The sequence below is a fragment of the Agrobacterium vitis genome (assembly GCF_013337045.2).
Taxonomy (GTDB): Bacteria; Pseudomonadota; Alphaproteobacteria; order Rhizobiales; family Rhizobiaceae; genus Allorhizobium; species Allorhizobium vitis_B.
In genome coordinates, this window is sequence record NZ_CP118259.1 from 1296359 (window position 1) to 1320566 (window position 24208).

22 protein-coding genes are annotated in these 24208 nt (G+C 58.2%); 19 read left to right on the top strand and 3 right to left on the bottom strand.

What is annotated here, in order from left to right:
- Window positions 1-54 precede the first annotated feature (54 nt).
- Window positions 55-3057: an excinuclease ABC subunit UvrB gene (gene uvrB / locus G6L01_RS06130; RefSeq protein WP_070164615.1), complete on the top strand. Its 3003-nt coding sequence runs from the start codon at window positions 55-57 to the stop codon at window positions 3055-3057.
- 427 nt (window positions 3058-3484) lie between these two features.
- Here uvrB and G6L01_RS06135 read toward each other — a convergent pair whose 3' ends face one another.
- Complete coding sequence (locus tag G6L01_RS06135; protein WP_070164616.1) at window positions 3485-5038, bottom strand: gamma-glutamyltransferase family protein; 1554 nt, start codon at window positions 5036-5038, stop codon at window positions 3485-3487.
- 235 nt (window positions 5039-5273) lie between these two features.
- Here G6L01_RS06135 and G6L01_RS06140 point away from each other — a divergent pair, with 235 nt between their 5' ends.
- The 17 genes from G6L01_RS06140 (at window position 5274) to G6L01_RS06220 (ending at window position 21321) form a co-directional block, all read left to right on the top strand.
- Entirely contained in the window at window positions 5274-6473 is a 1200-nt protein-coding gene (locus tag G6L01_RS06140) for an amidohydrolase (protein WP_070164617.1), read from the top strand.
- 101 nt (window positions 6474-6574) lie between these two features.
- Complete coding sequence (locus G6L01_RS06145; protein WP_156584031.1) at window positions 6575-7795, top strand: amidohydrolase family protein; 1221 nt, start codon at window positions 6575-6577, stop codon at window positions 7793-7795.
- Between the two features lie 99 nt (window positions 7796-7894).
- Window positions 7895-8575: a hypothetical protein gene (locus G6L01_RS06150; protein WP_070165109.1), complete on the top strand. Its 681-nt coding sequence runs from the start codon at window positions 7895-7897 to the stop codon at window positions 8573-8575.
- A gap of 29 nt (window positions 8576-8604) precedes the next feature.
- A complete protein-coding gene (locus G6L01_RS06155) occupies window positions 8605-9456 on the top strand; it encodes a VOC family protein (RefSeq protein WP_070164619.1) in 852 nt (283 codons plus the stop codon).
- A complete protein-coding gene (kdsA, locus tag G6L01_RS06160; RefSeq protein WP_070164620.1) occupies window positions 9453-10307 on the top strand; it encodes a 3-deoxy-8-phosphooctulonate synthase in 855 nt (284 codons plus the stop codon). Before G6L01_RS06155 ends, kdsA begins: the two co-directional genes overlap by 4 nt.
- An 89-nt stretch (window positions 10308-10396) precedes the next feature.
- A complete protein-coding gene (gene eno, locus G6L01_RS06165; RefSeq protein WP_070164621.1) occupies window positions 10397-11671 on the top strand; it encodes a phosphopyruvate hydratase in 1275 nt (424 codons plus the stop codon).
- A gap of 181 nt (window positions 11672-11852) precedes the next feature.
- On the top strand, window positions 11853-12164 hold the full coding sequence (locus tag G6L01_RS06170; RefSeq protein ID WP_015915925.1) for an FtsB family cell division protein: 312 nt from the start codon (window positions 11853-11855) through the stop codon (window positions 12162-12164).
- A gap of 201 nt (window positions 12165-12365) precedes the next feature.
- Complete coding sequence (gene pdhA / locus G6L01_RS06175; RefSeq protein WP_070164622.1) at window positions 12366-13412, top strand: pyruvate dehydrogenase (acetyl-transferring) E1 component subunit alpha; 1047 nt, start codon at window positions 12366-12368, stop codon at window positions 13410-13412.
- Window positions 13413-13432: 20 nt separating this feature from the next.
- The gene (locus tag G6L01_RS06180; protein ID WP_070164623.1) at window positions 13433-14827 is read left to right on the top strand and encodes a pyruvate dehydrogenase complex E1 component subunit beta; all 1395 of its coding nucleotides are present in this window, start codon (window positions 13433-13435) and stop codon (window positions 14825-14827) included.
- Window positions 14828-14842: 15 nt separating this feature from the next.
- Complete coding sequence (locus G6L01_RS06185) at window positions 14843-16177, top strand: pyruvate dehydrogenase complex dihydrolipoamide acetyltransferase (RefSeq protein WP_070164624.1); 1335 nt, start codon at window positions 14843-14845, stop codon at window positions 16175-16177.
- Between the two features lie 63 nt (window positions 16178-16240).
- Entirely contained in the window at window positions 16241-16879 is a 639-nt protein-coding gene (locus G6L01_RS06190) for an SGNH/GDSL hydrolase family protein (protein WP_070164625.1), read from the top strand.
- Window positions 16880-16975: 96 nt separating this feature from the next.
- A complete protein-coding gene (locus tag G6L01_RS06195) occupies window positions 16976-17242 on the top strand; it encodes an HP1242/YdcH family protein (RefSeq protein WP_070150865.1) in 267 nt (88 codons plus the stop codon).
- Window positions 17243-17320: 78 nt separating this feature from the next.
- Window positions 17321-18766, top strand: a complete 1446-nt coding sequence (gene lpdA / locus G6L01_RS06200) for a dihydrolipoyl dehydrogenase (RefSeq protein ID WP_060715993.1) — start codon at window positions 17321-17323, stop codon at window positions 18764-18766.
- Window positions 18767-18836: 70 nt separating this feature from the next.
- Complete coding sequence (locus G6L01_RS06205; protein ID WP_015915932.1) at window positions 18837-19085, top strand: GlsB/YeaQ/YmgE family stress response membrane protein; 249 nt, start codon at window positions 18837-18839, stop codon at window positions 19083-19085.
- Window positions 19086-19124: 39 nt separating this feature from the next.
- Window positions 19125-20096: a lipoyl synthase gene (gene lipA / locus G6L01_RS06210; RefSeq protein ID WP_070164626.1), complete on the top strand. Its 972-nt coding sequence runs from the start codon at window positions 19125-19127 to the stop codon at window positions 20094-20096.
- Between the two features lie 77 nt (window positions 20097-20173).
- Window positions 20174-20749: a P-loop NTPase family protein gene (locus G6L01_RS06215; protein ID WP_070164627.1), complete on the top strand. Its 576-nt coding sequence runs from the start codon at window positions 20174-20176 to the stop codon at window positions 20747-20749.
- A 2-nt stretch (window positions 20750-20751) separates the two neighbouring features.
- The gene (locus G6L01_RS06220; RefSeq protein ID WP_070164628.1) at window positions 20752-21321 is read left to right on the top strand and encodes a P-loop NTPase family protein; all 570 of its coding nucleotides are present in this window, start codon (window positions 20752-20754) and stop codon (window positions 21319-21321) included.
- A gap of 15 nt (window positions 21322-21336) precedes the next feature.
- On the opposite strand, the gene G6L01_RS06225 is transcribed toward G6L01_RS06220, so the two are convergent.
- A complete protein-coding gene (locus tag G6L01_RS06225; RefSeq protein WP_070164629.1) occupies window positions 21337-22662 on the bottom strand; it encodes an MFS transporter in 1326 nt (441 codons plus the stop codon).
- 243 nt (window positions 22663-22905) lie between these two features.
- On the opposite strand from G6L01_RS06225, the gene G6L01_RS06230 reads away from it, so the two are divergent.
- Complete coding sequence (locus G6L01_RS06230; protein WP_070164630.1) at window positions 22906-23358, top strand: type II toxin-antitoxin system RatA family toxin; 453 nt, start codon at window positions 22906-22908, stop codon at window positions 23356-23358.
- On the opposite strand, the gene G6L01_RS06235 is transcribed toward G6L01_RS06230, so the two are convergent.
- Window positions 23343-24098: a hypothetical protein gene (locus G6L01_RS06235; RefSeq protein WP_139190286.1), complete on the bottom strand. Its 756-nt coding sequence runs from the start codon at window positions 24096-24098 to the stop codon at window positions 23343-23345. The two genes, G6L01_RS06230 and G6L01_RS06235, sit on opposite strands and share 16 nt — an antisense overlap.
- Between the last annotated feature and the right edge of the window lie 110 nt (window positions 24099-24208).

A 24208-nucleotide genomic window follows, 5' to 3' on the forward strand; every position in this document is an offset into this window, starting at 1 on the left:
TGATTTTCGTCTGGCACACTTCACTTTGACTGCGGTCTTATCCATATTCGGACCATGGCCAGATCTCCGAAAAAATCTCCCTCCCGTAACAATGACACCCCATCGCAGGATGAGGCAGGTACGCCTTATTCCGGTGGATTTGAAGAGGCGCCGCAGGCTGCTTTCGAAGGAGCGCCCTTGAGCGGAAGTGTCGCGGACTGGGTGAAGCAGCTGGAAGCCGAAGCGGAGGCCGGGGGCATCGAAAGCCAACGGGAACTCGCGTCCAAGGCTGGAAAGCACCGCAAGAAGATTGAGATCGAAGCGCGCAGACATGCCGAAAAGATAGCGCTTGAGAAAAGCACGGGTAGCAAGACCGGGGCCGACCCCGTAAAGGCCGGTCGCACTGCAAAGGCCAAGAGCGAAGACGGCGGCAGCGCCATGCGCACCTCCCGAGGCGTATCCATCGGCGCATCTTCCGATCCGGCCACGCGCGCTGCTGCCGGTCTCAACCCGGTGTCCGGCATGGATACGTCGCTGGAAGAGGCGCAGAGCCTTGCCCCAGGTGCCGTGACGGCAACAGTGGAAGCACTGTCGGCGCTGATTGAAAGCGGCAATCCGCTGTTCAAGGGCGGCAAGATCTGGGCGCCGCATCGCCCGGCCAGGCCGGAAAAGTCCGAGGGGGGAATCCCGATCCGCATGGTGTCGGATTACGAACCGGCGGGTGATCAGCCAACGGCGATCAAGGATCTAGTGGAAGGCATCGATGCCGGGGAGCGCAGTCAGGTTCTGCTCGGCGTGACCGGCTCCGGCAAGACCTTTACCATGGCCAAGGTGATCGAGGCGACCCAGCGGCCAGCGGTGATTCTGGCGCCGAACAAGACGCTGGCGGCCCAGCTCTATTCGGAATTCAAACATTTCTTCCCCGACAATGCGGTGGAATATTTCGTTTCCTACTACGATTACTATCAGCCGGAAGCCTATGTGCCGCGTTCAGATACGTTTATCGAGAAGGAAAGCTCGATCAACGAACAGATTGACCGTATGCGCCACGCCGCCACCCGCGCTATCCTGGAACGGGACGATTGTATTATCGTCGCCTCGGTGTCCTGCATCTACGGTATCGGCTCGGTCGAAACCTATACGGCGATGACCTTCCAGATGTCGGTCGGCGACCGGATTGACCAGCGGCAATTGCTAGCCGACCTCGTGGCGCAGCAATACAAGCGGCAGGACATCAATTTCGTGCGCGGCTCTTTCCGGGTGCGTGGCGATACGATTGAAATCTTCCCAGCCCACTTGGAGGATGCCGCCTGGCGCATTTCGATGTTCGGCGATGAAATCGATGCGATCACCGAATTCGATCCGCTGACCGGCCACAAGACCGGCGATATGAAGTCGGTGAAGATCTATGCCAATTCGCACTATGTCACGCCGCGCCCGACGCTGAACGGGGCGATCAAAGCAATCAAGGAGGAGTTGAAGCAGCGGCTGGCCGAGCTGGAAAAGGGCGGACGTCTGCTGGAGGCGCAAAGGCTGGAGCAGCGCACCCGCTACGATATCGAAATGATGGAAGCGACTGGCTCCTGCACGGGCATCGAAAACTACTCCCGCTACCTGACGGGCCGTGCGCCCGGTGAGCCGCCGCCGACCCTGTTCGAATATATTCCCGATAACGCCTTGCTGTTCATCGATGAAAGCCATGTCTCCGTCAGCCAGATTGGCGGCATGTATCGCGGCGACTTCAGGCGAAAGGCGACGCTGGCCGAATATGGCTTCCGGCTGCCGTCCTGCATGGACAACCGGCCATTGCGATTTGAGGAATGGGACGCCATGCGTCCGCCGACCGTTGCTGTTTCGGCCACGCCCGGCAGTTGGGAGCTGGAACAGTCGGGCGGCGTGTTTGCCGAACAGGTCATTCGCCCGACGGGCCTGATCGATCCGCCGGTCGAAGTGCGCTCCGCCAAGTCCCAGGTTGATGACGTCTTGGGCGAGATCAAGGAAACCTCGCTAAAGGGCTATCGCACGCTGGTAACGGTGCTGACCAAGCGCATGGCAGAGGACCTGACGGAATATCTGCACGAGCAGGGTGTGCGGGTGCGCTATATGCATTCGGATATCGACACGCTGGAACGCATCGAAATCCTGCGTGATCTCAGGCTCGGCGCCTTTGACGTGCTGGTTGGTATCAACCTGTTGCGCGAGGGTCTGGACATTCCCGAATGTGGCTTCGTCGCCATTCTCGATGCCGACAAGGAAGGCTTCCTGCGTTCCGAGACTTCGCTGATCCAGACGATTGGCCGCGCGGCGCGTAATGTCGATGGTAAGGTCATTCTCTACGCCGACCAGATCACTGGCTCCATGCGGCGCGCCATGGACGAAACGTCGCGCCGCCGGGAAAAGCAGGTGGCCTACAATCTCGAACACGGCATCACGCCGGAATCGGTCAAGGCGAAGATTTCCGACATTCTCGATTCGGTCTACGAGCGCGACCATGTCCGCGCCGACATTTCCGGGGCGAGCGGCAAGGGCTTTGCCGCCGGTGGTCATCTGGTCGGCAACAATCTCCAGGCCCATCTTTCGGCGCTGGAAAAACAGATGCGTGATGCCGCCGCCGACCTCGATTTCGAAACTGCCGCTCGTTTGCGCGACGAAATCAAGCGTTTGAAGGAGGTCGAGCTGGCCAGCATGGGTGATCCCGGCGAAAAGGCCGAGGCCCGGGCGCAAGAACAAGCCGTGTCCGGCCAGTCCGCTGGCGTTGCAGCAGACGATTCCCGTCAGGAATCCACTGACAACGGCTCCTATTTCGCCAAACCATCCCTGGATGATATGGGCCCCGGCACGGACACGGCCAAGCCGCTGTTTCGCAAGAACAGCCTGGATGAAATGACGGTCGGTCGGACGGAAAAGCCTGTTCCCGGCAAGCTTCCTGACAAGCCCAGCTCGAAAAGCGGCGATGTTAAAACGGACGATCCCCGTCCGATTATCCGCGCCAAATCCGGGGCCGGTTCCTACGAAGATGCTGGAGATCAGAAACGCAAGACACGCACCAAGGGAAAGACCGGTAAGCCGGGGCGGTAGGTTGGGCTCGGCTTGTTCGTCCGAAAATGCGTAAAAACAAATGGATAGAGAGTTTCACTGTTTCTGCGAGACACTGAAATTCTCGGAATTTTGTTAGAAAACGTAAAAATCGTTGACACATCTCCAGATGGATGAAAACACGACCCAACCGAAAAACGCCCCCCTTTTTCGGTTGGGTATCCTATAGCATCGTTTAAAAACCGAAACCGGTTCGATGCTATAGGATCTTGCTTACGCAACAGCCGTTTTCGCAACTCCGTCCCAAAGCCTTGTCAGGCTCTCCCATTCCAAGTCTCGAAGATGCTGCTGCATTCCCACCTTCAGAATGGTGCAAACGCTCAGATGAATCATCGACTTGAGTAAAGGAAGACGAACGATCACCGATCAATGATCGTTCGTATAAAACCTAATGACCCTATGCAATTGGTCAACACGCGGCTAGCGCCACACCCTCGCCGCGTGGGTCATGGGCGCCTGTCAGGCTGCCATCCGGGGCGATGGTGATGGCACCTGCCTGACCCGCGATTGGACTTTGCGGCTCAATGGGTGCCAGCTGATGACCGAGATCGGCCAGGGTATCGAGCACCGCCTGGCCGCAGTCTGCCTCAATTTTCAAACTGTCGCGGCTGTCGGAAAACGTCTTGCCCAGGAGAAATCGTGGTCCGGCCAGCGCCTGGGCGGGAGGCTGCGCATAATCGATCAGCCGTGTCAGCAGCATGGCCAGGGTCTGCGGCTGGCCGTCTGCACCTTGGGTGCCGTAGATCAGCGCCGGTTTGCCGTCGCGCAGGGCAAGTCCGGGGTTGAGGGTATAGAAGGGTCTTTTACCCGATTGCAGGCAATTGGGGCTTTGCGGATCGAGGGAGAAAGCCGCTCCCCGGTTTTGCCAGAGAATGCCGGTATCGCCGACGACAACGCCGCTGCCCCAATCGAAATAGGTGCTTTGCAGCGTGCTGACGCTTTGGCCCGCAGCGTCAGTCGCGCCGAAAAACACCGTGTCCCCGGTTCGGTAGGGATGCGGCCAGGCGAGCGCGCGGTCCAGATTTATGGCTCTGGCGGCCTGCTGCAATTGTTCTGGCGATAGCCATTGTTGCACAGATTGATCGGCAAAATCCGGATCGGCGATCCGGTCGCGAGTCAGGAAAGCCTGCTTCACCGCCTCGACGACCAGATGCAGATGCTGGGCGCTGTCCGGAGCGAGGGCGGAAAGGTCGAAATGCTGGAGAATGCCCATGATCGCAAGAGTGGAGATCCCTTGCGTCGGCGGCGGTGGCGCGAGAAGCTCCAGTCCGCGATAGGATAGACGCACCGGTTCCACCTGCCGCGTGCGTGTTGCTGCCAGATCGGCAAGAGTGATTGGCGACCCGACTGCCCGAAGCCCCTCGGCGATGCGCTGGGCGAGGGGGCCTTGGTAAAAACTGCGCGCGCCATGGCTGGCAATATCCTCCAGGGAGCGGGCCAGCTCTGGCTGGCGAAAGATCTCTCCCGGGGCAAAGGGTCGTCCATTGTTGAAGAACAGGTTGATGAAGCCTGGCCAGTCGGCAAGCATGTCCTTACGCATATCGAGCCAGAAGCCTTGCGAGAGGCTGACCGGAAACCCGTGTTGCGCATGATGAATGGCATCCTGCAACAGATCGCCAAACGCCTGTTTGCCACCCCAATACTCAGTGGAATAGCGGTGAACGGCCTCCCAGGCATCGACGGTGGCAGCGGTGGTGAGGGTTGAAAGCGGGCCGCGCAGTGGAATACTGTCACTGGTAAAATCCGGCAGTTCCAACGCTGCTTGACCGATTCCCAGGAAACAGGTCTGGCGGCCCTGCCGGTCGGCTAGAATCCAGACCGAGTCGCCGCCCAGGCCGCAGAAATGCGGGTAGACGACGGCAATGGTGCTGGCCATGGCGATGGCCGCTTCCGCTGCCGTGCCGCCGCGCTCCAGAACAGCCAATCCGGCAGCGCTTGCCAGCGGATGGGGGCTGGTGACCATTCCAGTGTCAGGGCCGGAAGCAGCGTATGTCGTTGGGGAAATGATATGAGATGAAGAGGGCATGGATACGTTCCGGCAAGAGGCGGGGAATAATCAAGTCCAAGCCTGACACGGAACACCAAATTACCGCAATCCTGACTTTGCTTTAAACCTCGTGTCCGGCCAGGAAATACGGCATGATCCGGCCCGCATTCCGCCTGTTTGATTGCCCGTCTGTTTGAAAGTCGATCTTTCCATGAGCGCCACCCTCGTCGTTTTCAATGCCCGCAATGGTCTCGGTGAGCCGGTCGATATCGTTATTGCCGGGTCTACAATTGCCGCTATCGGCGCGGCGGTGGGTGAGGGTGTTTCAACGGAAAAGCCGCGGATCGACGCGCGCGGCGGTCTGGTCCTGCCGGGCCTGGTCGATGGTCATGTGCATCTGGATAAGACGCTGATCGGCATGCCGTTCATTGCCCATATTCCCGGAGGCTCGGTCGCAGAGCGAATCCGGGCAGAAAAGGCGCTCCGTCGCTCGCTGCCCTTGCCGGTCGAGGTGCGTGGCGGCAAGCTGCTGGAGAAGATGGCCACCTATGGCACCGTTACCTGCCGTAGCCATGCCGATATCGATACGGAAGTCGGATTGGCCGGGCTGGAAGCTATCCTGTCCCTCAAGCAAAGCCATGGTCATCTGGTCGATATTCAGACGGTGGCGTTTCCGCAGTCCGGCGTCTTGGCCGATCCCGGCACTGCCGATCTGCTGGAGCAGGCGGTCAAGGCAGGGGCGGACCTGATCGGCGGTCTCGACCCGGCTGGAATAGACGATGACATTACCGGCCACCTCAACGCAATTTTTGCCATCGCCGGTCGTTACGGCGTCGGGGTGGATCTGCATCTTCACGATCCGGGTCCGCTCGGGGCTTTCGAAATCCGCCAGATCGCCAAACGGGCTTTGGCGCATGGTCTTCATGGCAAATGCGCCGTCAGCCATGCCTATTGCCTGGGCGCGCTGGATGATATGGATTTCGGGCGCACGGCGGAAGCGCTGGCGCGCGCCGATGTGGCGATCATGACCACCGGTCCTGGCGATACCAGCATGCCGCCGATCAAGCGGCTGAAGGCTGCGGGCGTGCGGGTGTTTTCCGGAAATGACAATATCCGCGATGCCTGGTCGCCGCTCGGCAATGGCGATCTCCTGGAGCGGGCCAGCATTCTCTGCGACCGGCAGAATTTTCGCGCCGATGCCGATCTTGAACATGCCTTCGCGCTGGTCAGTACCCTCCCGGCTGAGGTTTTGGGGCGCAGCAGTGCGGCCCTCGGCAAAGGGAGCCCAGCCGATTTTATCATCCTGCCAGTCGCCTCGATTGCCGAAGCCGTGGCGGCGCGCCCGATGGAGCGCATGGTGTTCAAGGCGGGTGTGCTGATTGCCAGCAACGGTAATCTCGTCGCCTTGTGACGGTCGCTCATCCATGGGATATCGTTTGCGGATAGAAAGAGATTTCATGCGGCAGAGACGGTGGCTGGATGATTGTCAGCCAAAGAGGGGAATGAAAACGCATGGCGATTGATTTCGTGTTGCGCCGCGCCAGGCTGCCGATGTCGGCGCAGCCGCTGGACATCGCCTTCGAGGCGGGGCGGATTGTTGCGCTGGAGGCGGAATTCCGTTGCGATGCGCCGCAGGAGGATGCGGCAGGCCGGTTGGTCTGTGCCGGGTTGATCGAAACCCACCTGCATCTCGACAAGGCAGGGATCATCGGGCGCTGTCGGGTGTGTAGCGGAACACTGGCGGAAGCAGTATCAGAGACCTCGAAAGCCAAGCAGGCCTTTACCGAGGAAGATGTCTATGCCCGCGCCGCCGATGTCGTGGAACGAGCCATCGTACATGGCACGACCCGGATCAGGACCTTCGTGGAGATCGATCCGCGCGCCGGTTTCCGGTCGTTTTCGGCGATCCGCAAACTGAAGGTCGATTACGCCCATCTGGTCGATATTGAAATCTGCGCCTTTGCCCAGGAAGGGTTGACCAATGAGCCGGAAACGGAGCGGATGCTGGAAATCGCCTTGTCGCAAGGGGCGGATCTGATTGGTGGCTGCCCTTACACGGACCCTCGGCCAGCCGAGCATATTTCCAGGATCTTCACGCTGGCCCAGCGCTTCGATGTGCCTGTTGATTTCCATCTCGATTTCGATCTCGATCCTTCAGGGTCCAACCTGCCGACGGTCATTGCCCAGACGCTGGCGCGGGGTTACCAAGGCAAGGTGTCCGTCGGCCATGTCACCAAGCTTTCCGCAATTTCTCCCGACGAAGTGGAGCGGGTGGCAAAGCAATTGGCCGAAGCGGGTATTACGGTGACGGTTCTGCCCGCTACCGATCTGTTTCTGACCGGCCGGGATATCGATCATCTTTGCCCAAGGGGAGTTGCTCCGGCACATCTTCTGGCCCGCCAGGGGGTGAATGTCACCATCTCGACCAATAATGTCCTCAACCCGTTTACGCCGTTTGGCGATGTTTCGCTGATGCGCATGGCCAACCTCTACGCCAATGTTGCCCAACTGGCGACGCCTGCGGATCTGAACCAGGTCTTCGAGATGATCACCCGTTTCCCGGCCCGGCTGATGGGGCTGGATGAACAGCTGAAGGTCGGGGCTGCGGCTGATCTCGTCCTGTTTGATGCCGTCTCCGGTGCCGAGGCCGTGGCAACGATTGCGCCTGCGATGGCGGGCTGGAAAAGCGGCATCAAGACCTTCGAACGCAAGCCGCCGCAGCTTTATCGGTAACGTCAAAATATCAGCGCATGGTCATCTCTCCGTCATGTTTTCATGCTGATGTCCGCGCGACTTTTTATCGAGATTTTTCTTTCTATTTCAGGAGTTTGCATGCGTTTGTTGTTCCTGCCAGCTGTGGTTGCCGCCATGACCGTTTCTTCCCTGAGCCTTGCCGCCGCGCCCGCCGCCTGGCCGGATACGCCCGTTTCGCGTTTGCAGGCGCTCGCCGTATTGCAAACGCTGAATGCCGACCTGTTGAGCCATGACAGTGCCACGCTGACGCTGGACCGCTGGTGCAGCATTCATAAGCTGGCGGATGGAGCAAAAATCACTGCCGAACGGGTAAAGGATATCGACAAGCCCGCCACGGTCGAAATTCGCGCCGCCCTCAAAGTCGCGGATGGTGACAAGGTCGGCTATCGCCGGGTGCGGCTGAAATGCGGTGACCGTATCCTGTCTGAAGCCGACAACTGGTATGTACCGGCCCGGCTGACGGATGACATGAACAAAGTGCTCGACACGACGGACGGTGCGTTTGGCCGTGTGGTGCAGCCTTTGCATTTCCAACGGCACACGATATCCGCCGAGCTGTTGTGGAAGCCGCTGCCGGACGGATGGGAGATGGGCAGTGCGGTGCCACCGGCCAGCGGCAACCCCTTGTCGGTGCCCGAATATGTTCTTCAGCACAAGGCATTGCTGAGTGTGCCGGATGGAACGCCGATCAGCATGGTGGTGGAAACCTATCGCCGCGACCTGCTTGATTTTACGCCACCGAAGCTCGATACCAACTAACATAACCGCTCCACAGTGAGTTTTTTAAAATGCCCAACACAAATGCCCGTCTCGTCGATCATCTGGTGCTTCCGGTGGAAACGCTGGAGGCGGCGCGAAGCCGCCTGACTGCTCTTGGTTTTACGGTCGCGCCGGATGGGCGCCATCCGTTCGGCACGGTCAATGCCTGTGTATTCCTGGCCGATGGGATCTATCTGGAGCCGCTGGCAACCGGCGACCATGAGGCTGTGGACGCCGCCATTGCCAAGGGCAATGTCTTTGTCGGGCGTGATCGTGCCTTCAGGCAGGTGTACAGCCAAGGTCTGTCGGCAATTGTCACCGCATCGCAGGACGCCACGGCGGATCATGCGGCCTTTGTCGCGGCCGGTATGACAGGTGGCGACATGCTGGAATTCTCAAGGCCCATGCGGCTGCCGGATGGGAGCGAGACTGTTGCGCGCTTTCACCTTGCCTTTTCAGCGCGGGAGGTTGAGCCTTTCTTTCTGTTTGCCTGCGAGCGGGTTAATCCGCTGCCCGCTGACAGGCAAGCGCTCGAAATCCATGCCAATGGCGTCATCGGTTTGACGCGAGTGTTTTTCTATGCACCGAAGCCAGTGCTTTATGCCAGTTGGTTACAAACCATATTGGGCGTAGCAGCCAGAGAAACCACCAATGGATTGGCCTTCGACGCCGCCAATCTGTCGATGGAAATCATTTCCGGCGAGACGAAGAACAAGGCCCTGGTGGCGGAGGCCCTGGTGTTTACGGTTGCCGATCTTGAGGTGACAGCGGCGGTTCTGGCTGCTAATGGCGTTGCCCATGAGAGACTAGCGGGCGGCATTACCGTCCCGGCCGCGCCCGGACAGGGCGTTGCCTTTCTGTTTGAGGAGAATACGCCATGACCGCTTCTGCCCTGCCGAATGCAACCGTCACCATTGGCGAAGGCGCCAAGACGGTCTCCTTCTCCAACAGTGCGAAAATTTCGCTGATCTGTGGTCCCTGCCAGATGGAAAGCCGCGAGCACGCTTTCATGATGGCGGGCGGGATCAAGGAAATCTGCGACAAACTCGGCATTGGCCTCGTCTATAAATCCTCTTTTGACAAGGCCAACCGCACCTCGCTGAAGGCCGGGCGCGGTATTGGCATCGAGCAGGGACTGGCGATCTTCTCCGACCTAAAAAAGGAATTCGGTTTTCCTGTCCTGACCGACATTCACAGCGAAGACCAGTGCGCCGAGGTGGCTGAAGTGGTTGATGTGTTGCAGATCCCGGCCTTCCTGTGCCGCCAGACCGATCTTCTGGTGGCCGCTGCAAAAACGGGCCGGGCGATCAATGTCAAGAAGGGCCAGTTTCTAGCGCCTTGGGACATGAAGAACGTGATGGAAAAGATCACGCTGTCCGGCAACCCCAATGTCATGCTTTGCGAGCGTGGCGCTTCCTTCGGCTATAACACGCTGGTCTCCGACATGCGCTCGCTGCCGATCATGGCAGGCATGGGTGCGCCGGTGATCTTCGATGCCACGCACTCGGTACAGCAGCCGGGCGGGCAGGGCGGCTCGACCGGTGGCCAGCGCGAATTCGTGGAAACACTGGCACGCGCCGCCGTGGCGGTTGGGGTCGCGGGTCTCTTCATCGAGTCGCATCAGGACCCTGACAATGCGCCGTCTGACGGTCCCAATATGGTCTACCTGAAGGACCTTGAGCGCTTGCTGGAAAAGCTACTTGCGTTCGACGCCGTCACCAAGGCGGCCTAAAGGCCGAGACCATGTCATTGTAATTTTCAATTCACCGGCTAAGACAGGGCGACCAAAGCCTTGTCCAGCCTTTACAGCAGGGAGTGACCATGACCGCTATTACCGACATTATTGCCCGCGAGATTCTCGACAGCCGCGGCAACCCGACCGTCGAAGTCGATGTCTATCTGGAAGATGGCAGCATGGGCCGCGCTGCGGTTCCGTCGGGCGCATCCACCGGCGCCCATGAAGCCGTTGAGCTGCGCGATGGCGGCAAGCGTTATCTGGGCAAGGGCGTCGAAAAGGCCGTTGAAGCCGTCAACAGCGAAATCTATGACGCCATCGGCGGCCATGATGCTGAAAACCAGATCCAGATCGACACGATCATGCGCGAGCTGGACGGCACGCCGAACAAATCGCGTCTCGGCGCCAACGCCATTCTCGGCGTGTCGCTGGCCGTTGCCAAGGCAGCTGCAGAAGCCTCCGGCCTGCCGCTCTATCGCTATGTCGGTGGTCCGAACGCCCGCATCCTGCCTGTGCCAATGATGAACATCATCAATGGCGGCGCCCATGCTGACAATCCAATCGACTTCCAGGAATTCATGATCATGCCTGTCGGTGCGGAGAATATCCGTGACGCCGTGCGCATGGGCTCGGAAGTGTTCCATACGCTGAAGAAGGAACTCTCGGCTCAGGGATTCAACACCAATGTCGGTGATGAAGGCGGCTTCGCACCTGGCTTGAAGAGTGCACCGGAAGCACTTGATTTCATCATGAAATCGATTGAGAAGGCTGGTTACCGTCCGGGCGAAGACATGTATCTGGCGCTCGACTGCGCTTCGACCGAATTCTTCAAGGACGGCAAGTATGTTATGGAAGGCGAAGGCCGCACGCTGGAGCCGGAAGCCATGGCTGACTATCTGGCTGAGCTGGCTGCCAAATACCCGATCATCTCCATCGAAGACGGTATGGCCGAAGACGATTGGGACGGCTGGAAATATCTGACCGACAAGATCGGTGCGACGACCCAGCTGGTTGGCGACGATCTGTTCGTCACCAATTCCGCCCGCCTGCGCGACGGTATTCGCATGGGTGTCGCCAATTCGATCCTCGTCAAGGTCAACCAGATTGGTTCGCTGTCGGAAACCCTGGATGCGGTTGAGACCGCGCACAAGGCTGCCTATACCGCCGTCATGTCGCATCGTTCGGGTGAAACCGAAGACTCGATCATTGCCGACCTGTCGGTTGCCACCAATTGCGGACAGATCAAGACCGGCTCGCTGTCGCGCTCCGACCGGCTTGCCAAGTACAACCAGCTGATCCGTATCGAGGAACTGCTGGGACCGCAGGCCGCTTATGCCGGTACGTCCATTTTGAAGGCCTGATCCGGCGAGCGGAGCTGGTTGTTCCGCAACGATTTTTCTCTCAAGCCCGCGCCGTGCAAACGGTGCGGGCTTTTTGCATTGAGCAGAGGCTGAACTTTTTCGCAACAAGGTCAATACTCGGTTAAGCAAATGGCTCTAATGTCGATGCAAAGATGTTGTGCGTTGCAAGGCCAAATCGAGAATGTGGACACGTCACCATAAGAACCGTAAATTTGGACGCCTGGTCCTTCCCGCCGTTACCATCGCCTTTATCGGCTATTTCGGCTATCACAGCATTCATGGCGATTACGGGTTGAAGGCCGGCGAGCATTTCGATGTCGTCCGGGCTGAGCGGAGCAAGGAACTGGCCGCGCTCATTCACGACCGCAAGAAGCTGGAAACTCAGGTAAAACTGCTCAGCGACGGCTCGCTTGAGCGCGATATGATCGATGAAAAAGCTCGCTATCAGCTGAACATGTCCCGTCCTGATGAGATCGTCATTTTCAATCGCTAGTGTGAATCATTCCATTCGCGACAATGCCCGTCATATTTAGGGGATTGTTGATTAACTGAAATCCAGTTAATCGCAAAAAAATATTAAATATCTGGTGTTTATACGGAATGGAAGGCATGCATTTAATGCATTGCGGCCTGTCCCATTCTTGCATATGGTGTGTGCCAATCAAAAACCCTTACACAACTCAGGGAGGGATGAATGGCACCGCGCAAAAACGCGACTGCTTCAGGCCGCAAACCGGCAGCAAAGCCTGCAAAAGGCGATTTCGCTGTGGGGACGATTGAAGAATTCGACCGCGAAAAGGAGCTGAAAGCCTATCGCGAAATGCTTCTGATCCGCCGCTTCGAGGAAAAGGCCGGTCAGCTTTACGGCATGGGCTTCATCGGCGGTTTCTGTCACCTCTACATCGGCCAGGAAGCTGTCGTTGTCGGCATGCAGATGGCGCTGAAGCTCGGCGACCAGGTCATTACCGGCTATCGTGACCACGGCCATATGCTGGCTTGCGGCATGAGCGCACGCGGTGTGATGGCCGAATTGACCGGACGTCGCGGCGGCTTGTCCAAGGGCAAGGGCGGCTCCATGCACATGTTCTCCAAGGAGAAGCATTTCTACGGTGGTCACGGCATCGTCGGCGCCCAGGTGTCGCTCGGCACGGGTCTGGCCTTCGCCAACAAGTATCGTGGCAATGACAATGTCTCTCTCGCCTATTTCGGCGATGGCGCGGCCAACCAGGGCCAGGTCTATGAGAGCTTCAACATGGCGCGCCTGTGGAACCTGCCGGTGATCTATGTGATCGAGAACAATCGGTATGCCATGGGAACGTCCGTTGCCCGCGCCTCGGCTCAGACGGATTTCTCCCAGCGCGGCGTGTCCTTCAACATCCCCGGTTTCAAGGTGGATGGCATGGATGTGCGCGCCGTCAAGGCGGCTGCCGTGCAGGCTGTCGAGCATTGCCGCGCCGGCAAGGGCCCGGTCATCCTGGAAATGGAAACCTATCGCTACCGCGGTCACTCCATGTCCGACCCGGCCAAATACCGCTCCAAGGACGAAGTGCAGAAAATGCGCTCCGAGCATGACCCGATCGAACAGGTCCGGCTGCGTCTCCTGGAAAAGGGTTGGGCCAACGAAGAAGATCTCAAGCTGATCGACAAGGACGTACGCGACATCGTCGCCGACAGCGCCGATTTCGCCCAAGCCGATCCGGAGCCGGATGCATCCGAGCTCTACACCGACATCCTGTTGTAAGCGAGAGGGAGGGTTAGCCCATGCCAGTCAATATTCTCATGCCCGCCCTGTCTCCGACAATGGAGGAAGGCACGCTGTCCAAATGGCTGAAAGCTGAAGGCGATAGCGTAAAATCCGGCGATGTGATCGCCGAAATCGAAACCGACAAGGCAACCATGGAAGTGGAAGCCGTGGATGAAGGCGTCATCGGCAAGCTGCTGATTGAAGCCGGAACCCAGAATGTCAAGGTCAACACGCCGATTGCCGTGCTGTTGCAGGATGGCGAAAGCGCCTCTGACGTTTCCGCCCCCAAGGCTGAAAGCGCAGCGGCACCCGCTGCCCCTGCCGTGCCGCAGGAAGAAAAGCCGACCGAGACCGGTTCGGCTTCCGCGCCTGTTCCGGCTCAGCCGATTTCAAGCGCTGCCAGCGATCCGTCGATTCCGGCCGGTACGGAAATGGTGTCGATGACCGTGCGTGAAGCATTGCGCGAAGCCATGGCCGAAGAAATGCGCGCCAATGATGATGTATTCATTATCGGCGAGGAAGTTGCGGAATACCAGGGTGCCTACAAGATCACCCAGGGCCTGCTTGCCGAGTTCGGCGACCGCCGCGTGGTCGATACGCCAATCACCGAGCATGGTTTTGCCGGTGTGGCCGTGGGTGCCGCCATGGCGGGCCTGCGTCCGATCGTCGAGTTCATGACCTTCAACTTCGCCATGCAGGCGATTGACCAGATCATCAACTCGGCTGCCAAGACGCTCTACATGTCCGGCGGTCAGATGGGCGCGCCCATCGTGTTCCGTGGTCCAAACGGCGCTGCGGCCCGCGTTGGCGCCCAGCACAGCCAGGATTATGCTGCTTGGTATAGCCAGATACCCGGCCTGAAGGTCATCTCGCCCTACACCGCAGCCGATGCCAAGGGCCTGCTGAAAGCGGCGATCCGCGATCCGAACCCCGTGGTCTTCCTCGAAAACGAAATTCTCTACGGTCACAGCTTCGATGTGCCGAAGCTGGATGATTTCGTTCTGCCCATCGGCAAGGCACGCATTCACAAGACCGGCAAGGATGTCACCATCGTGTCCTGGAGCATTGGCATGACCTATGCGACCAAGGCGGTGGAAGAGCTGACCAAGCTTGGCATCGATGTCGAACTGATCGACCTGCGTACCATCCGTCCGATGGATCTGCCGACGGTAATCGAATCGGTCAAGAAGACCGGTCGCCTGGTCGTGGTGGAAGAAGGTTATCCGCAGTCGTCCGTCGGCGATTTCGTGGCCAACCGCATTCAGCGCGAAGCCTTCGATTATCTCGATGCACCTGTTCTGACCGTGGCTGGCAAGGACGTGCCGATGCCTTACGCGGCCAACCTTGAAAAGCTCGCTCTGCCGAATGTCGGCGAAGTGGTCCAGGCCGTTAAATCCGTCTGCTACAAATAAGGGGAGGCGAGGCATATGCCGATCAATATCACCATGCCGGCCCTCTCTCCCACGATGGAAGAGGGCAATCTGGCCAAGTGGCTGGTCAAGGAAGGCGATACCGTCAAGTCCGGCGACGTGATCGCCGAGATTGAAACCGACAAGGCAACCATGGAAGTGGAAGCGGTCGATGAGGGCGTCGTTGCCAAAATCGTCGTTGCCGCTGGCACCGAAGGCGTCAAGGTCAATGCGCTGATCGCCATTCTCGCCGCTGAAGGCGAGGATGTCTCGGCTGCTGCGGCTGGCGGCGGTGTAGCCGCTCCAGCAAAAGCTGACGCACCCAAGGCCGAAGCTCCAAAGGCCGAAACTCCTGCTGCCAAGGCAGATGCTCCTGCGGCTGCCCCTCAGGCCGCTGCTCCGGCAGCCGCATCCGGTGACCGCGTATTCTCGTCGCCGCTCGCCCGTCGTCTCGCCAAGGAAGCCGGTCTTGATCTCAAGGCCATTTCTGGCACCGGTCCGAAGGGCCGGGTGGTAAAAAGCGACGTCGAAAAGGCCGTCAGCACCGGTGGTGCCAAGCCTGCTGCCGCTCCGGCGGCGTCTGGCGCGGCACCTGCTCCGGCGCTGGCCAAGGGCATGTCTGACGATGCCGTGCTCAAGCTGTTTGCCGAAGGTTCCTACGAGCTTGTGCCGCATGACGGCATGCGCAAGACCATCGCCAAGCGTTTGCAGGAGAGCAAGCAGACCATTCCGCATTTCTACGTTTCCGTGGATTGCGAATTGGATGCATTGCTGGCCCTTCGCGCCCAGCTCAACACCGCCGCTCCCGAAAAGGATGGCAAGCCGGTCTACAAGCTCTCGGTCAACGATATGGTCATCAAGGCCATGGCGCTGGCGTTGCGTGACGTGCCGGATGCCAATGTTTCGTGGACCGACACCAACATGGTCAAGCACAAGCATGCCGATGTCGGCGTGGCTGTGTCGATCCCCGGCGGCCTGATCACCCCGATCATCCGCCAGGCCGAGTTGAAGAGCCTGTCCGCCATTTCCAACGAAATGAAGGATCTGGGCGCACGCGCCAAGAGCCGCAAGCTGAAGCCTGAGGAATATCAGGGCGGCACAACAGCGGTCTCCAACATGGGCATGATGGGCGTCAAGAACTTTGCCGCCGTGGTCAACCCGCCGCATGCCACCATTCTGGCAGTCGGCGCTGGTGAAGAGCGTGTTGTCGTGAAAAAGGGCGAAATGAAGATCGCCAATGTCATGACCGTCACGCTGTCCACCGACCACCGCGCGGTCGATGGCGCGCTCGGAGCCGAACTGCTTGGAGCCTTCAAGCGCTACATCGAAAACCCGATGGGCATGCTGGTCTGATGAAATTGGGGAAGGGTGGCTTTATTCACCTTTCCCCTCTCGTTTCTGCAAGGTGGGCCACGAATGAAAACCGTTCTCGCATACGGCGATAGTTTGACCTGGGGGTACGACCCGGTTGCCCTTGGTCGTCACGCCCATGAGGACCGCTGGACCAGCGTGTTGCAAAAGGCGCTTGGTCATGGCGTCAGGGTTATTGCCGAGGGTTTGAACGGGCGCACGACGGCCTATGACGATCATCTGGCGGATTGTGACCGCAATGGCGTGAGGCTGTTGCCAAGCATACTCGAAACCCACAAGCCGCTGGATCTGGTGATCCTGATGCTGGGCACCAATGATTTGAAACGCGGCATTCAGGGAACGGCGATTGGGGCGACGTCGGGCATCAAGCGGTTGGTCAAGCTGGTCCATCAGCATGACTGGGGTTTCGATTTCGATGGCCCGGATGTGCTGATTGTTTCGCCGCCGCCGATCCGCGAAACCGCCAATGTGATGTTCGGGGCGATGTTCAATCATTCCATCGAGGAAGGTGGAATGCTGGCCAGCATGTACCGCGATGCGGCGGATGAACTGGGTTGTGGCTTTTTTGATGCCGGTTCGGTGGCCAAGACCACGACGATGGATGGCATTCATCTCGATGCTGACAATACCCGCGCCATAGGGCGCGGTCTGGAGCCTGTGGTGCGGATGATGCTGGGCCTGTGAAGGGAAAGCATGGACGGTAATACGGGTTGATTGGAATCAAGGAACGACCATGCGGCGGGTTTAAAATGATCTTGCAACCTTAAAGGGGGAAAGATCATGTCCAACACTCCGCATGAACTGGCAGAGGAATTTCCGGAATTTGTGACTTTGATGCGGCATTTGAAGGAAACGGACGGCCATTTCGTCCGGTTGTTCGATGCCTATCACGAGATCAACCGGCAAGTTCATCGCGCTGAAACAAATATAGAGCCGCTCGACGACTTCCATATGGAAGACCTCAGGAAGAAGCGGATGCGGCTCAAGGACGAAATCTACGGGATGCTGGTTCGTCACGAACCGGAGGCCGAGACACCGGCATTATAAAGCCGGTTGCGCTTCCAGTCCCGTCACGGGTTGGGCCGAGAGGCACAACCCCAAGGAAACCGAGGAGTGGAAGCGCCCATGTCGAATGCTTATGACGTCATCATCATCGGGTCCGGCCCTGGCGGCTATGTGACTGCGATCCGTGCCGCCCAGCTTGGCCTGAAAATCGCGATTGTCGAGCGCGAGCATCTTGGCGGCATCTGCCTCAACTGGGGCTGTATCCCCACCAAGGCGCTACTGCGGTCGGCGGAAATTCTCGATCATGCCAATCACGCCAAGAGCTACGGCCTGACGCTGAACGGCACGATGACCGCCGATGTGAAAGACGTTGTTGCCCGCTCACGCGGCGTATCGGCCCGCCTTAACGGCGGCGTTGCCTATCTGATGAAGAAGAACAAGATCGATGTGATCTGGGGTGAGGCCAAGCTCACCAAGCCAAACGAGATCGTCGTCGGCGCATCGTCCAAGCCTGCCGTGCAGCCGCAAAATCCGGTTCCGAAGGGCGTGTTGGGTGAGGGCACCTATACTGCCAAGCATATCATCGTCGCCACCGGCGCGCGTCCCCGCGCTCTGCCGGGTATTGAGCCAGATGGCAAGCTGATCTGGACGTATTTCGAAGCGATGAAGCCGGATTTCATGCCGAAATCCATCGTCGTTATGGGCTCAGGCGCCATCGGCATCGAGTTTGCGTCCTTCTATCGCTCGATGGGTGTCGATGTCACTGTGGTCGAGCTGATGGCCAATATTATGCCGGTCGAGGACGTGGAAATCTCCACCATCGCCCGCAAGGCGCTGGAAAAGCGCGGTCTGAAGATCATCACCGAGGCCAAGGTTTCCAAGGTCGAAAAGGGTGCCAATTCCATCACCGCTCATGTCGAGACCAAGGATGGCAAGGTACAGCAGATCACGGCTGACCGGCTGATCTCGGCTGTCGGCGTGCAGGGCAATATCGAAAATCTCGGTCTGGAGGCTTTGGGCGTCAAGACGGATCGAGGCTGCATCGTCATCGACGGCTATGGCAAGACCAATGTGCCGGGCCTCTATGCCATCGGCGATGTCGCCGGTCCGCCAATGCTGGCTCATAAGGCCGAGCATGAAGGCGTGGTCTGCATCGAGAAGATTGCCGGTCTGCCGCATGTCCATCCCATGAACAAGTCTCTGATCCCTGGCTGCACCTATTGCAATCCGCAGGTCGCCTCAGTCGGTCTCACCGAAGCCAAGGCAAAAGAACAGGGCCGCGAGATTCGTGTTGGTCGCTACAATTTCAACGCCAATGGCAAGGCCATCGCGCTGGGCGAAGACAATGGCATGATCAAAACGATCTTCGACAAGAAGACCGGCGAATTGATCGGCGCGCATATGGTCGGCGCGGAAGTGACCGAGTTGATCCAGGGCTTCGTGGTCGCCATGAACCTGGAGACGACAGAAGAAGAGCTGATGCACACCATCTTCCCGCATCCGACACTGTCGGAAATGATGAAGGAAAGCGTGCTTGATGCCTATGGCAAGGTGCTGAACGCCTGACGCGGCGGACAGTGACATTGCGAGACATTGCCCGGCTCGCTATATAGGGGCGGGCAACTGAGGATAGACGATGGAAAATGTGGGCTGGTTGACGGCGATCTTCGTGGGTGGTCTGGCCGGATGGCTGGCAGGCAAGTTGATGGACATGCGCTTCGGCATTTTCATGAACATCGTCATCGGCATTATCGGCTCTGTCATTGCCAATGCCATCTTCCGTCGCTTTGACATTTTCGTCGCCAGCGACTGGGTGGGCTATCTGATCACCAGCTTTATCGGCGCCTGCATTCTGCTGTTCGTCGCCAAGCTGGTGCGGAAATAGAGACTTTTAAAACCGCTCATCGGCGGCAAAGGAAACACGATGGTTACCATCCTCGATAGAACCAAGCCGGACGACAAGCGCATCCGCCACCCGGAAAAGGCTCACAAGCCGGATACGGAAGTGTTGCGCAAGCCGGAATGGATCAGGGTGAAAGCTCCGACCTCCAAGGGCTATCAGGAAACCCGCGAACTGGTGCGTTCCCACAAGCTGGTCACCGTCTGTGAAGAAGCCGGCTGCCCGAATATCGGCGAGTGCTGGGAAAAGAAGCACGCCACCTTCATGATCATGGGTGAGATCTGTACCCGCGCCTGCGCCTTCTGCAATGTGGCGACCGGCAAGCCGAATGCGCTTGACCGTGAAGAACCTGCCAATGTGGCCAAGGCCGTGCGCCAAATGGGCCTGTCGCATGTGGTCATCACGTCCGTGGACCGAGATGACCTGGCTGATGGTGGTGCCGAGCATTTCGAACAGGTGAGCTGGGCCATCCGCGAGGCTTCGCCCGCCACGACCATCGAAATCCTGACGCCGGACTTTTTGAAAAAGCCCGGTGCGCTGGAGCGTGTCGTTGCCGCCAAGCCCGACGTGTTCAACCACAATATGGAAACCGTTCCGGGCAATTACCTCACCGTGCGTCCGGGTGCCCGTTATTTCCACTCTGTCCGGTTGTTGCAGCGGGTCAAGGAACTCGATCCGACAATGTTCACCAAGTCAGGCATCATGGTCGGGCTTGGCGAAGAGCGTAATGAAGTGCTGCAATTGATGGATGACCTGCGCACTGCGGATGTGGATTTTCTGACCATCGGCCAATATCTCCAGCCGACCCGTAAGCACCACAAGGTGGAACGCTTCGTGACGCCGGAAGAATTCAAGTCCTATGAGGATATTGCCTATACCAAGGGCTTCCTGATGGTCGCCTCCAGCCCGCTCACCCGCTCCTCTCACCATGCCGGCGACGATTTTGCCCGGTTGAAGGCCAACCGCGAAAAGAAGCTGCTGGCGGCAGCGGAGTAGATTTCCGCTACATGATGCTTGCCGAGATTGGAGCCCGTCGCCTATAAGCGTCGGGCTTTAAAGTTTGCAGGTGATGCATGGCACTATATATCGACAAGCTTGACGATGCGGCAGCACTGTTGAACTCGGCCAAGCGCATCTGCGTGGTCGGCTGCTCCGGCAGCGGCAAGAGTACACTATCGCAAATTCTGTGCGAGCGGCTGGGCCTCGACTACATCTCCATGGATCGCGACGTCTTCTGGCTACCCGGCTGGAAGCTGAGGCCAAGGCCGGAAGCGCTTGAGTTGATGCATCAGTTCGTGGCCGGTGAGCGGTGGATTATCGACGGCAACAGCCCCGGCAGCCTGCCAGCCAGGCTGGCGCGCGCCGACATGGTGATCTGGATGCGTCCGCCGCGCCACCTATCGATCTACGGTGTTCTGTCGCGTTGGCTGAAACATCGCGGAACGGTCAGGCCAGAGATGGCGCCGGGATGTCCTGAAAAGATCGATTGGCCATTTCTTCAATATGTCTGGAATTTCGAGGCGCACGAAGTGCCGCAGTTTCAGGCGCAGTTTGAAAATGCGCGGGCCGATCTTCCGGTCGTCGTCCTTAGGTCGCACCGGCAGACCAATGAGTTTTTAGCGGCTTTAGGCGGGTGCCAGCGGAGGTAGACATGGTGCGTTACGTGGAGATGTCCGCCGCCGCCGGTCTTCTTGGCCGCAGTAACAGGATCATGGTTGTTGGTTGTTCGGGAGGTGGTAAGACCACCTTGTCGCAGAAACTCGCGTCTCGCTTTGGGCTCGACTATCAGTCGATCGATCGGGATGTCCGTTGGCTTCCCGGCTGGCAGCAAAGAGATAAGCACGCTCAGCGAGACATTATTGCTGAACTGGTCTCACATGAACGTTGGGTAATGGACGGAAGTAGTCCCTCGACGTTCGATTTGCGATTACCTCGAACAGACCTGGTGATCTGGGTAAAAATGTCTCGGCTGGCCTGCCTAAGAGGCATCGCTGGGCGGGTGTTACGCAATTATGGAAAAGTGCGCGTTGCCATGGCCGAAGGCTGCAAGGAGCCGTTGCCTGATCGGGAATTCCTTTCTTACATCTGGAATTTCGAGCGCAAGCACGCACCGATCTTCATCCGCAATTTCGACCTTCATGGCCCCGACGTTCCGGTTCTGGTGCTGAAATCCCGCCGAGAGGTCGCGCGTTTTCTCGACCTCGTCGGCGTTTCGGGGTAGGGCGCTTCCTCCGCTTTACGCGGCAAAAGCCGCCGCCGGTTGCCTGCGGCTGGAAAGCACCAGCAGCGTCACGGCGGAAACGGCGGAGGCTCCCATGATATACCATGCCACGGAAGCGGCGCTGCCAGACGTGGCCACCAGCCAGGCGGTAATGATCGGGGTCATCGCGCTGCCCAGCACGCCAGCCAGCATGTAGCAGATCGACAGGCCGGTATAGCGTACGCCGGTCTCGAACAGTTCTGACAGAAAGGTGGCAATCGGTCCGAAGTTGGCGGCAAAGGCACTCATCATCAGCAGGAATCCGAGAAGCACGCCCGGCAATCCGCCGTGGTCCATCAGCCAGAACATTGGGAAAGCAAACAGGATTTCAGCAAAAATCCCGGCCAGAATAACGTTTCGGCGACCGATCCGGTCCGAAAGTGCACCAAATACCGGCAGAAGCACAACGCAGACCGCGCAGGCGATCAGGATCATCGCCAAGATCTGCTGTTTGGGAAAATGCAGCGTCTGCGTGCCATAGGACAGGCCGAATACCGCAATGAGATTGAAAGACGAGCCGATGGACAGGGTGGCAAAGCCGCCAAGCAGAACCTTTGCCCAATGCCGCCGCATGAGATCGGCGAGTGGCATTCGTTGCGTCTCTGCCCTTTGCCTGTGGCGGGCGAATGCTGGTGTTTCGCTCACCGACATGCGCACATAGAAGCCGATGGCGACGAGCACGATGCTGATTAGAAACGCCACCCGCCAACCCCAGAGCAGGAAGCTCTGATCCGAGAGGACCGAGGATAACACCAGGAAGGCGGAATTGGCCAGAAACGTACCAGCGGGAACACCGATCTGTACCCAAGACCCGTAAAGCCCGCGCTTGTTTTGCGGAGCATGTTCCACCGCCAGAAGCACGGCCCCGCCCCATTCGCCGCCCAGCGCCAGCCCCTGCAAAAGCCGCAGCACGACGAGGAGGATAGGCGCCCATACTCCGAGTGTTTCATAGCCGGGCAGCAGGCCGATGGCGAATGTGGCAAGACCCATCAGGCTCAGCGACAACATCAATGTCGATTTTCGTCCCATCCTGTCGCCGAAATGGCCGAAAAGGGCTGCGCCCACCATACGCGACAGATAGGCGGAGGCGAAGGTGCTGAACGCCAGCAGCGTACCCACCAGCGGATCGACGCTGGGAAAGAAAACCTTGTTGAACACCAGAGCCGAAGCGGTGGCGAAAATGAACAGATCATACCACTCGATTGTGGTGCCGATCACGCTGGCCAGCATGACCCTGCGTAGTTCTTTGCCCTGGAGAGGTTTAGGGGTGGCTATATTGTCGTTGGTCGAGGGAGCGGCCATAGGCGGTTCCTTGCTAAAATAATTCGATTCTAAAACAGCTTAGTGACATCGTGACTTTCAATAACGGAAGGCTAGCACCTCCGGAGAGACCTTGCCACCAACCGGAAATTTCGGCCTCAATTCGTCGTGAGTTTTTATCAGGATGGCAGATCCCACTGCGGTTTTGAGGAATTTCCTTGTAAATTTCTCAAACCACAGGAGCGACTTCTTGATCTTGCCGTTGCGCAGGATTAAGTGCGGCTTATGCCGAAGTTTGAAACCCGCCGTATTGTCCAGCACTCAGCCGATCGCATGTATGAGCTCGTCGCCGATGTCGAGCGCTATCCCGAATTCGTGCCGCTTTGTGAGGAGCTTGCCGTGCAATCGCGCAAGGAGCGCGATGGCAAGACTTTGCTGATCGCCAATATGACCGTGGGCTACAAGACGATCCGCGAGACCTTCGTTTCGCAAGTCCTGCTGAAGCCGGACGAGCGGGCCATTGATGTCAAATATCTGGAAGGCCCGTTCAAATATCTCGACAATCGCTGGCGTTTTGAAGACCTCGGCGACGGCACTTGCGCGGTGAATTTCTACATCGATTACGAGTTCAAAAGCATGATTCTCGGCGCCCTGATGGGCTCGATGTTCGACCGGGCGTTTCGGATGTTTTCCGAGGCGTTCGAGACCAGGGCCAATAAGGTTTATGGGACCGCCTGAGTGCCCGAACCTATCGGTCGTTTCTCGATGTAATGTCCGTAAAGCGTGGTGATGACGGATAGGCTAATCATCATCAGGAAAGCGCTGGACATCGTTTCCCATAATATACTGAGGACGATGGGGCCGTCGCGGAGCAGATATGTTGTCAACAGAACAGGAACGGCGATGACATACAGCATCACAGCGACACCGAGGCAGGCGAGATTTTCCGCCCGGGTGGCATCCCAAGCCTCTCTTATTGTCATCGATGTGCCAAGTGCCGCGCTGGGCAGAAGCGTCGAGAGACGCATTGCCATGGTGATAAGCCCGAAAGTCGCGACAAATGACAGAAAAATGAAAGCAACGTCCAGGAATCTGATGTCGCTTGCAATAAGATTGAACAGGACGATGGGGATGGCGACCATTATCACTAACAGGCCAATCAACAGGCCTTTCAAGAAGTAGGATGCGATGCGGGCACCATGAAATCGCGGCATAAGCCGTGGATATTCATCAATCAGGATAAAGCGATGCCAGGCGACCGCGATCCAAAGATAACTTACGAAGCCGAACAACTCAGAAACGACAAGCATAGCCCGCAAAATTACGTCGTTCTCAGAGGCTACGAAGCCCGTATAAAAAATAGTCAGGGCCTTAAGCGATAAGGCTATTGCAATAAATGGTGCCGTAATCCTTACCGCGGCGAACCAATTGTTAAATGTAAGCTTTAATGCGTGTTTGAAAATTTTCCAAAACTTCATCCAAATTCACCTGTTAAATCGGGTGACGCAAATAAAAACGTTAATTCAATGGGAACATACCATACGGCAGCACCGTACCTGTTTTACTCTTCACCGCTGGAGATAGAGTA

What these genes read in the sequence shown, in the direction of transcription:
- uvrB (WP_070164615.1), top strand. Translation starts at nt 55, where the DNA reads ATGGCCAGATCTCCGAAAAAATCTCCCTCCCGTAACAATGACACCCCA.
- G6L01_RS06135 (WP_070164616.1), bottom strand. Translation starts at nt 5,038, where the DNA reads ATGGTCACCAGCCCCCATCCGCTGGCAAGCGCTGCCGGATTGGCTGTT.
- G6L01_RS06140 (WP_070164617.1), top strand. Translation starts at nt 5,274, where the DNA reads ATGAGCGCCACCCTCGTCGTTTTCAATGCCCGCAATGGTCTCGGTGAG.
- G6L01_RS06145 (WP_156584031.1), top strand. Translation starts at nt 6,575, where the DNA reads ATGGCGATTGATTTCGTGTTGCGCCGCGCCAGGCTGCCGATGTCGGCG.
- G6L01_RS06150 (WP_070165109.1), top strand. Translation starts at nt 7,895, where the DNA reads ATGCGTTTGTTGTTCCTGCCAGCTGTGGTTGCCGCCATGACCGTTTCT.
- G6L01_RS06155 (WP_070164619.1), top strand. Translation starts at nt 8,605, where the DNA reads ATGCCCAACACAAATGCCCGTCTCGTCGATCATCTGGTGCTTCCGGTG.
- kdsA (WP_070164620.1), top strand. Translation starts at nt 9,453, where the DNA reads ATGACCGCTTCTGCCCTGCCGAATGCAACCGTCACCATTGGCGAAGGC.
- eno (WP_070164621.1), top strand. Translation starts at nt 10,397, where the DNA reads ATGACCGCTATTACCGACATTATTGCCCGCGAGATTCTCGACAGCCGC.
- G6L01_RS06170 (WP_015915925.1), top strand. Translation starts at nt 11,853, where the DNA reads ATGTGGACACGTCACCATAAGAACCGTAAATTTGGACGCCTGGTCCTT.
- pdhA (WP_070164622.1), top strand. Translation starts at nt 12,366, where the DNA reads ATGGCACCGCGCAAAAACGCGACTGCTTCAGGCCGCAAACCGGCAGCA.
- G6L01_RS06180 (WP_070164623.1), top strand. Translation starts at nt 13,433, where the DNA reads ATGCCAGTCAATATTCTCATGCCCGCCCTGTCTCCGACAATGGAGGAA.
- G6L01_RS06185 (WP_070164624.1), top strand. Translation starts at nt 14,843, where the DNA reads ATGCCGATCAATATCACCATGCCGGCCCTCTCTCCCACGATGGAAGAG.
- G6L01_RS06190 (WP_070164625.1), top strand. Translation starts at nt 16,241, where the DNA reads ATGAAAACCGTTCTCGCATACGGCGATAGTTTGACCTGGGGGTACGAC.
- G6L01_RS06195 (WP_070150865.1), top strand. Translation starts at nt 16,976, where the DNA reads ATGTCCAACACTCCGCATGAACTGGCAGAGGAATTTCCGGAATTTGTG.
- lpdA (WP_060715993.1), top strand. Translation starts at nt 17,321, where the DNA reads ATGTCGAATGCTTATGACGTCATCATCATCGGGTCCGGCCCTGGCGGC.
- G6L01_RS06205 (WP_015915932.1), top strand. Translation starts at nt 18,837, where the DNA reads ATGGAAAATGTGGGCTGGTTGACGGCGATCTTCGTGGGTGGTCTGGCC.
- lipA (WP_070164626.1), top strand. Translation starts at nt 19,125, where the DNA reads ATGGTTACCATCCTCGATAGAACCAAGCCGGACGACAAGCGCATCCGC.
- G6L01_RS06215 (WP_070164627.1), top strand. Translation starts at nt 20,174, where the DNA reads ATGGCACTATATATCGACAAGCTTGACGATGCGGCAGCACTGTTGAAC.
- G6L01_RS06220 (WP_070164628.1), top strand. Translation starts at nt 20,752, where the DNA reads ATGGTGCGTTACGTGGAGATGTCCGCCGCCGCCGGTCTTCTTGGCCGC.
- G6L01_RS06225 (WP_070164629.1), bottom strand. Translation starts at nt 22,662, where the DNA reads ATGGCCGCTCCCTCGACCAACGACAATATAGCCACCCCTAAACCTCTC.
- G6L01_RS06230 (WP_070164630.1), top strand. Translation starts at nt 22,906, where the DNA reads ATGCCGAAGTTTGAAACCCGCCGTATTGTCCAGCACTCAGCCGATCGC.
- G6L01_RS06235 (WP_139190286.1), bottom strand. Translation starts at nt 24,098, where the DNA reads ATGAAGTTTTGGAAAATTTTCAAACACGCATTAAAGCTTACATTTAAC.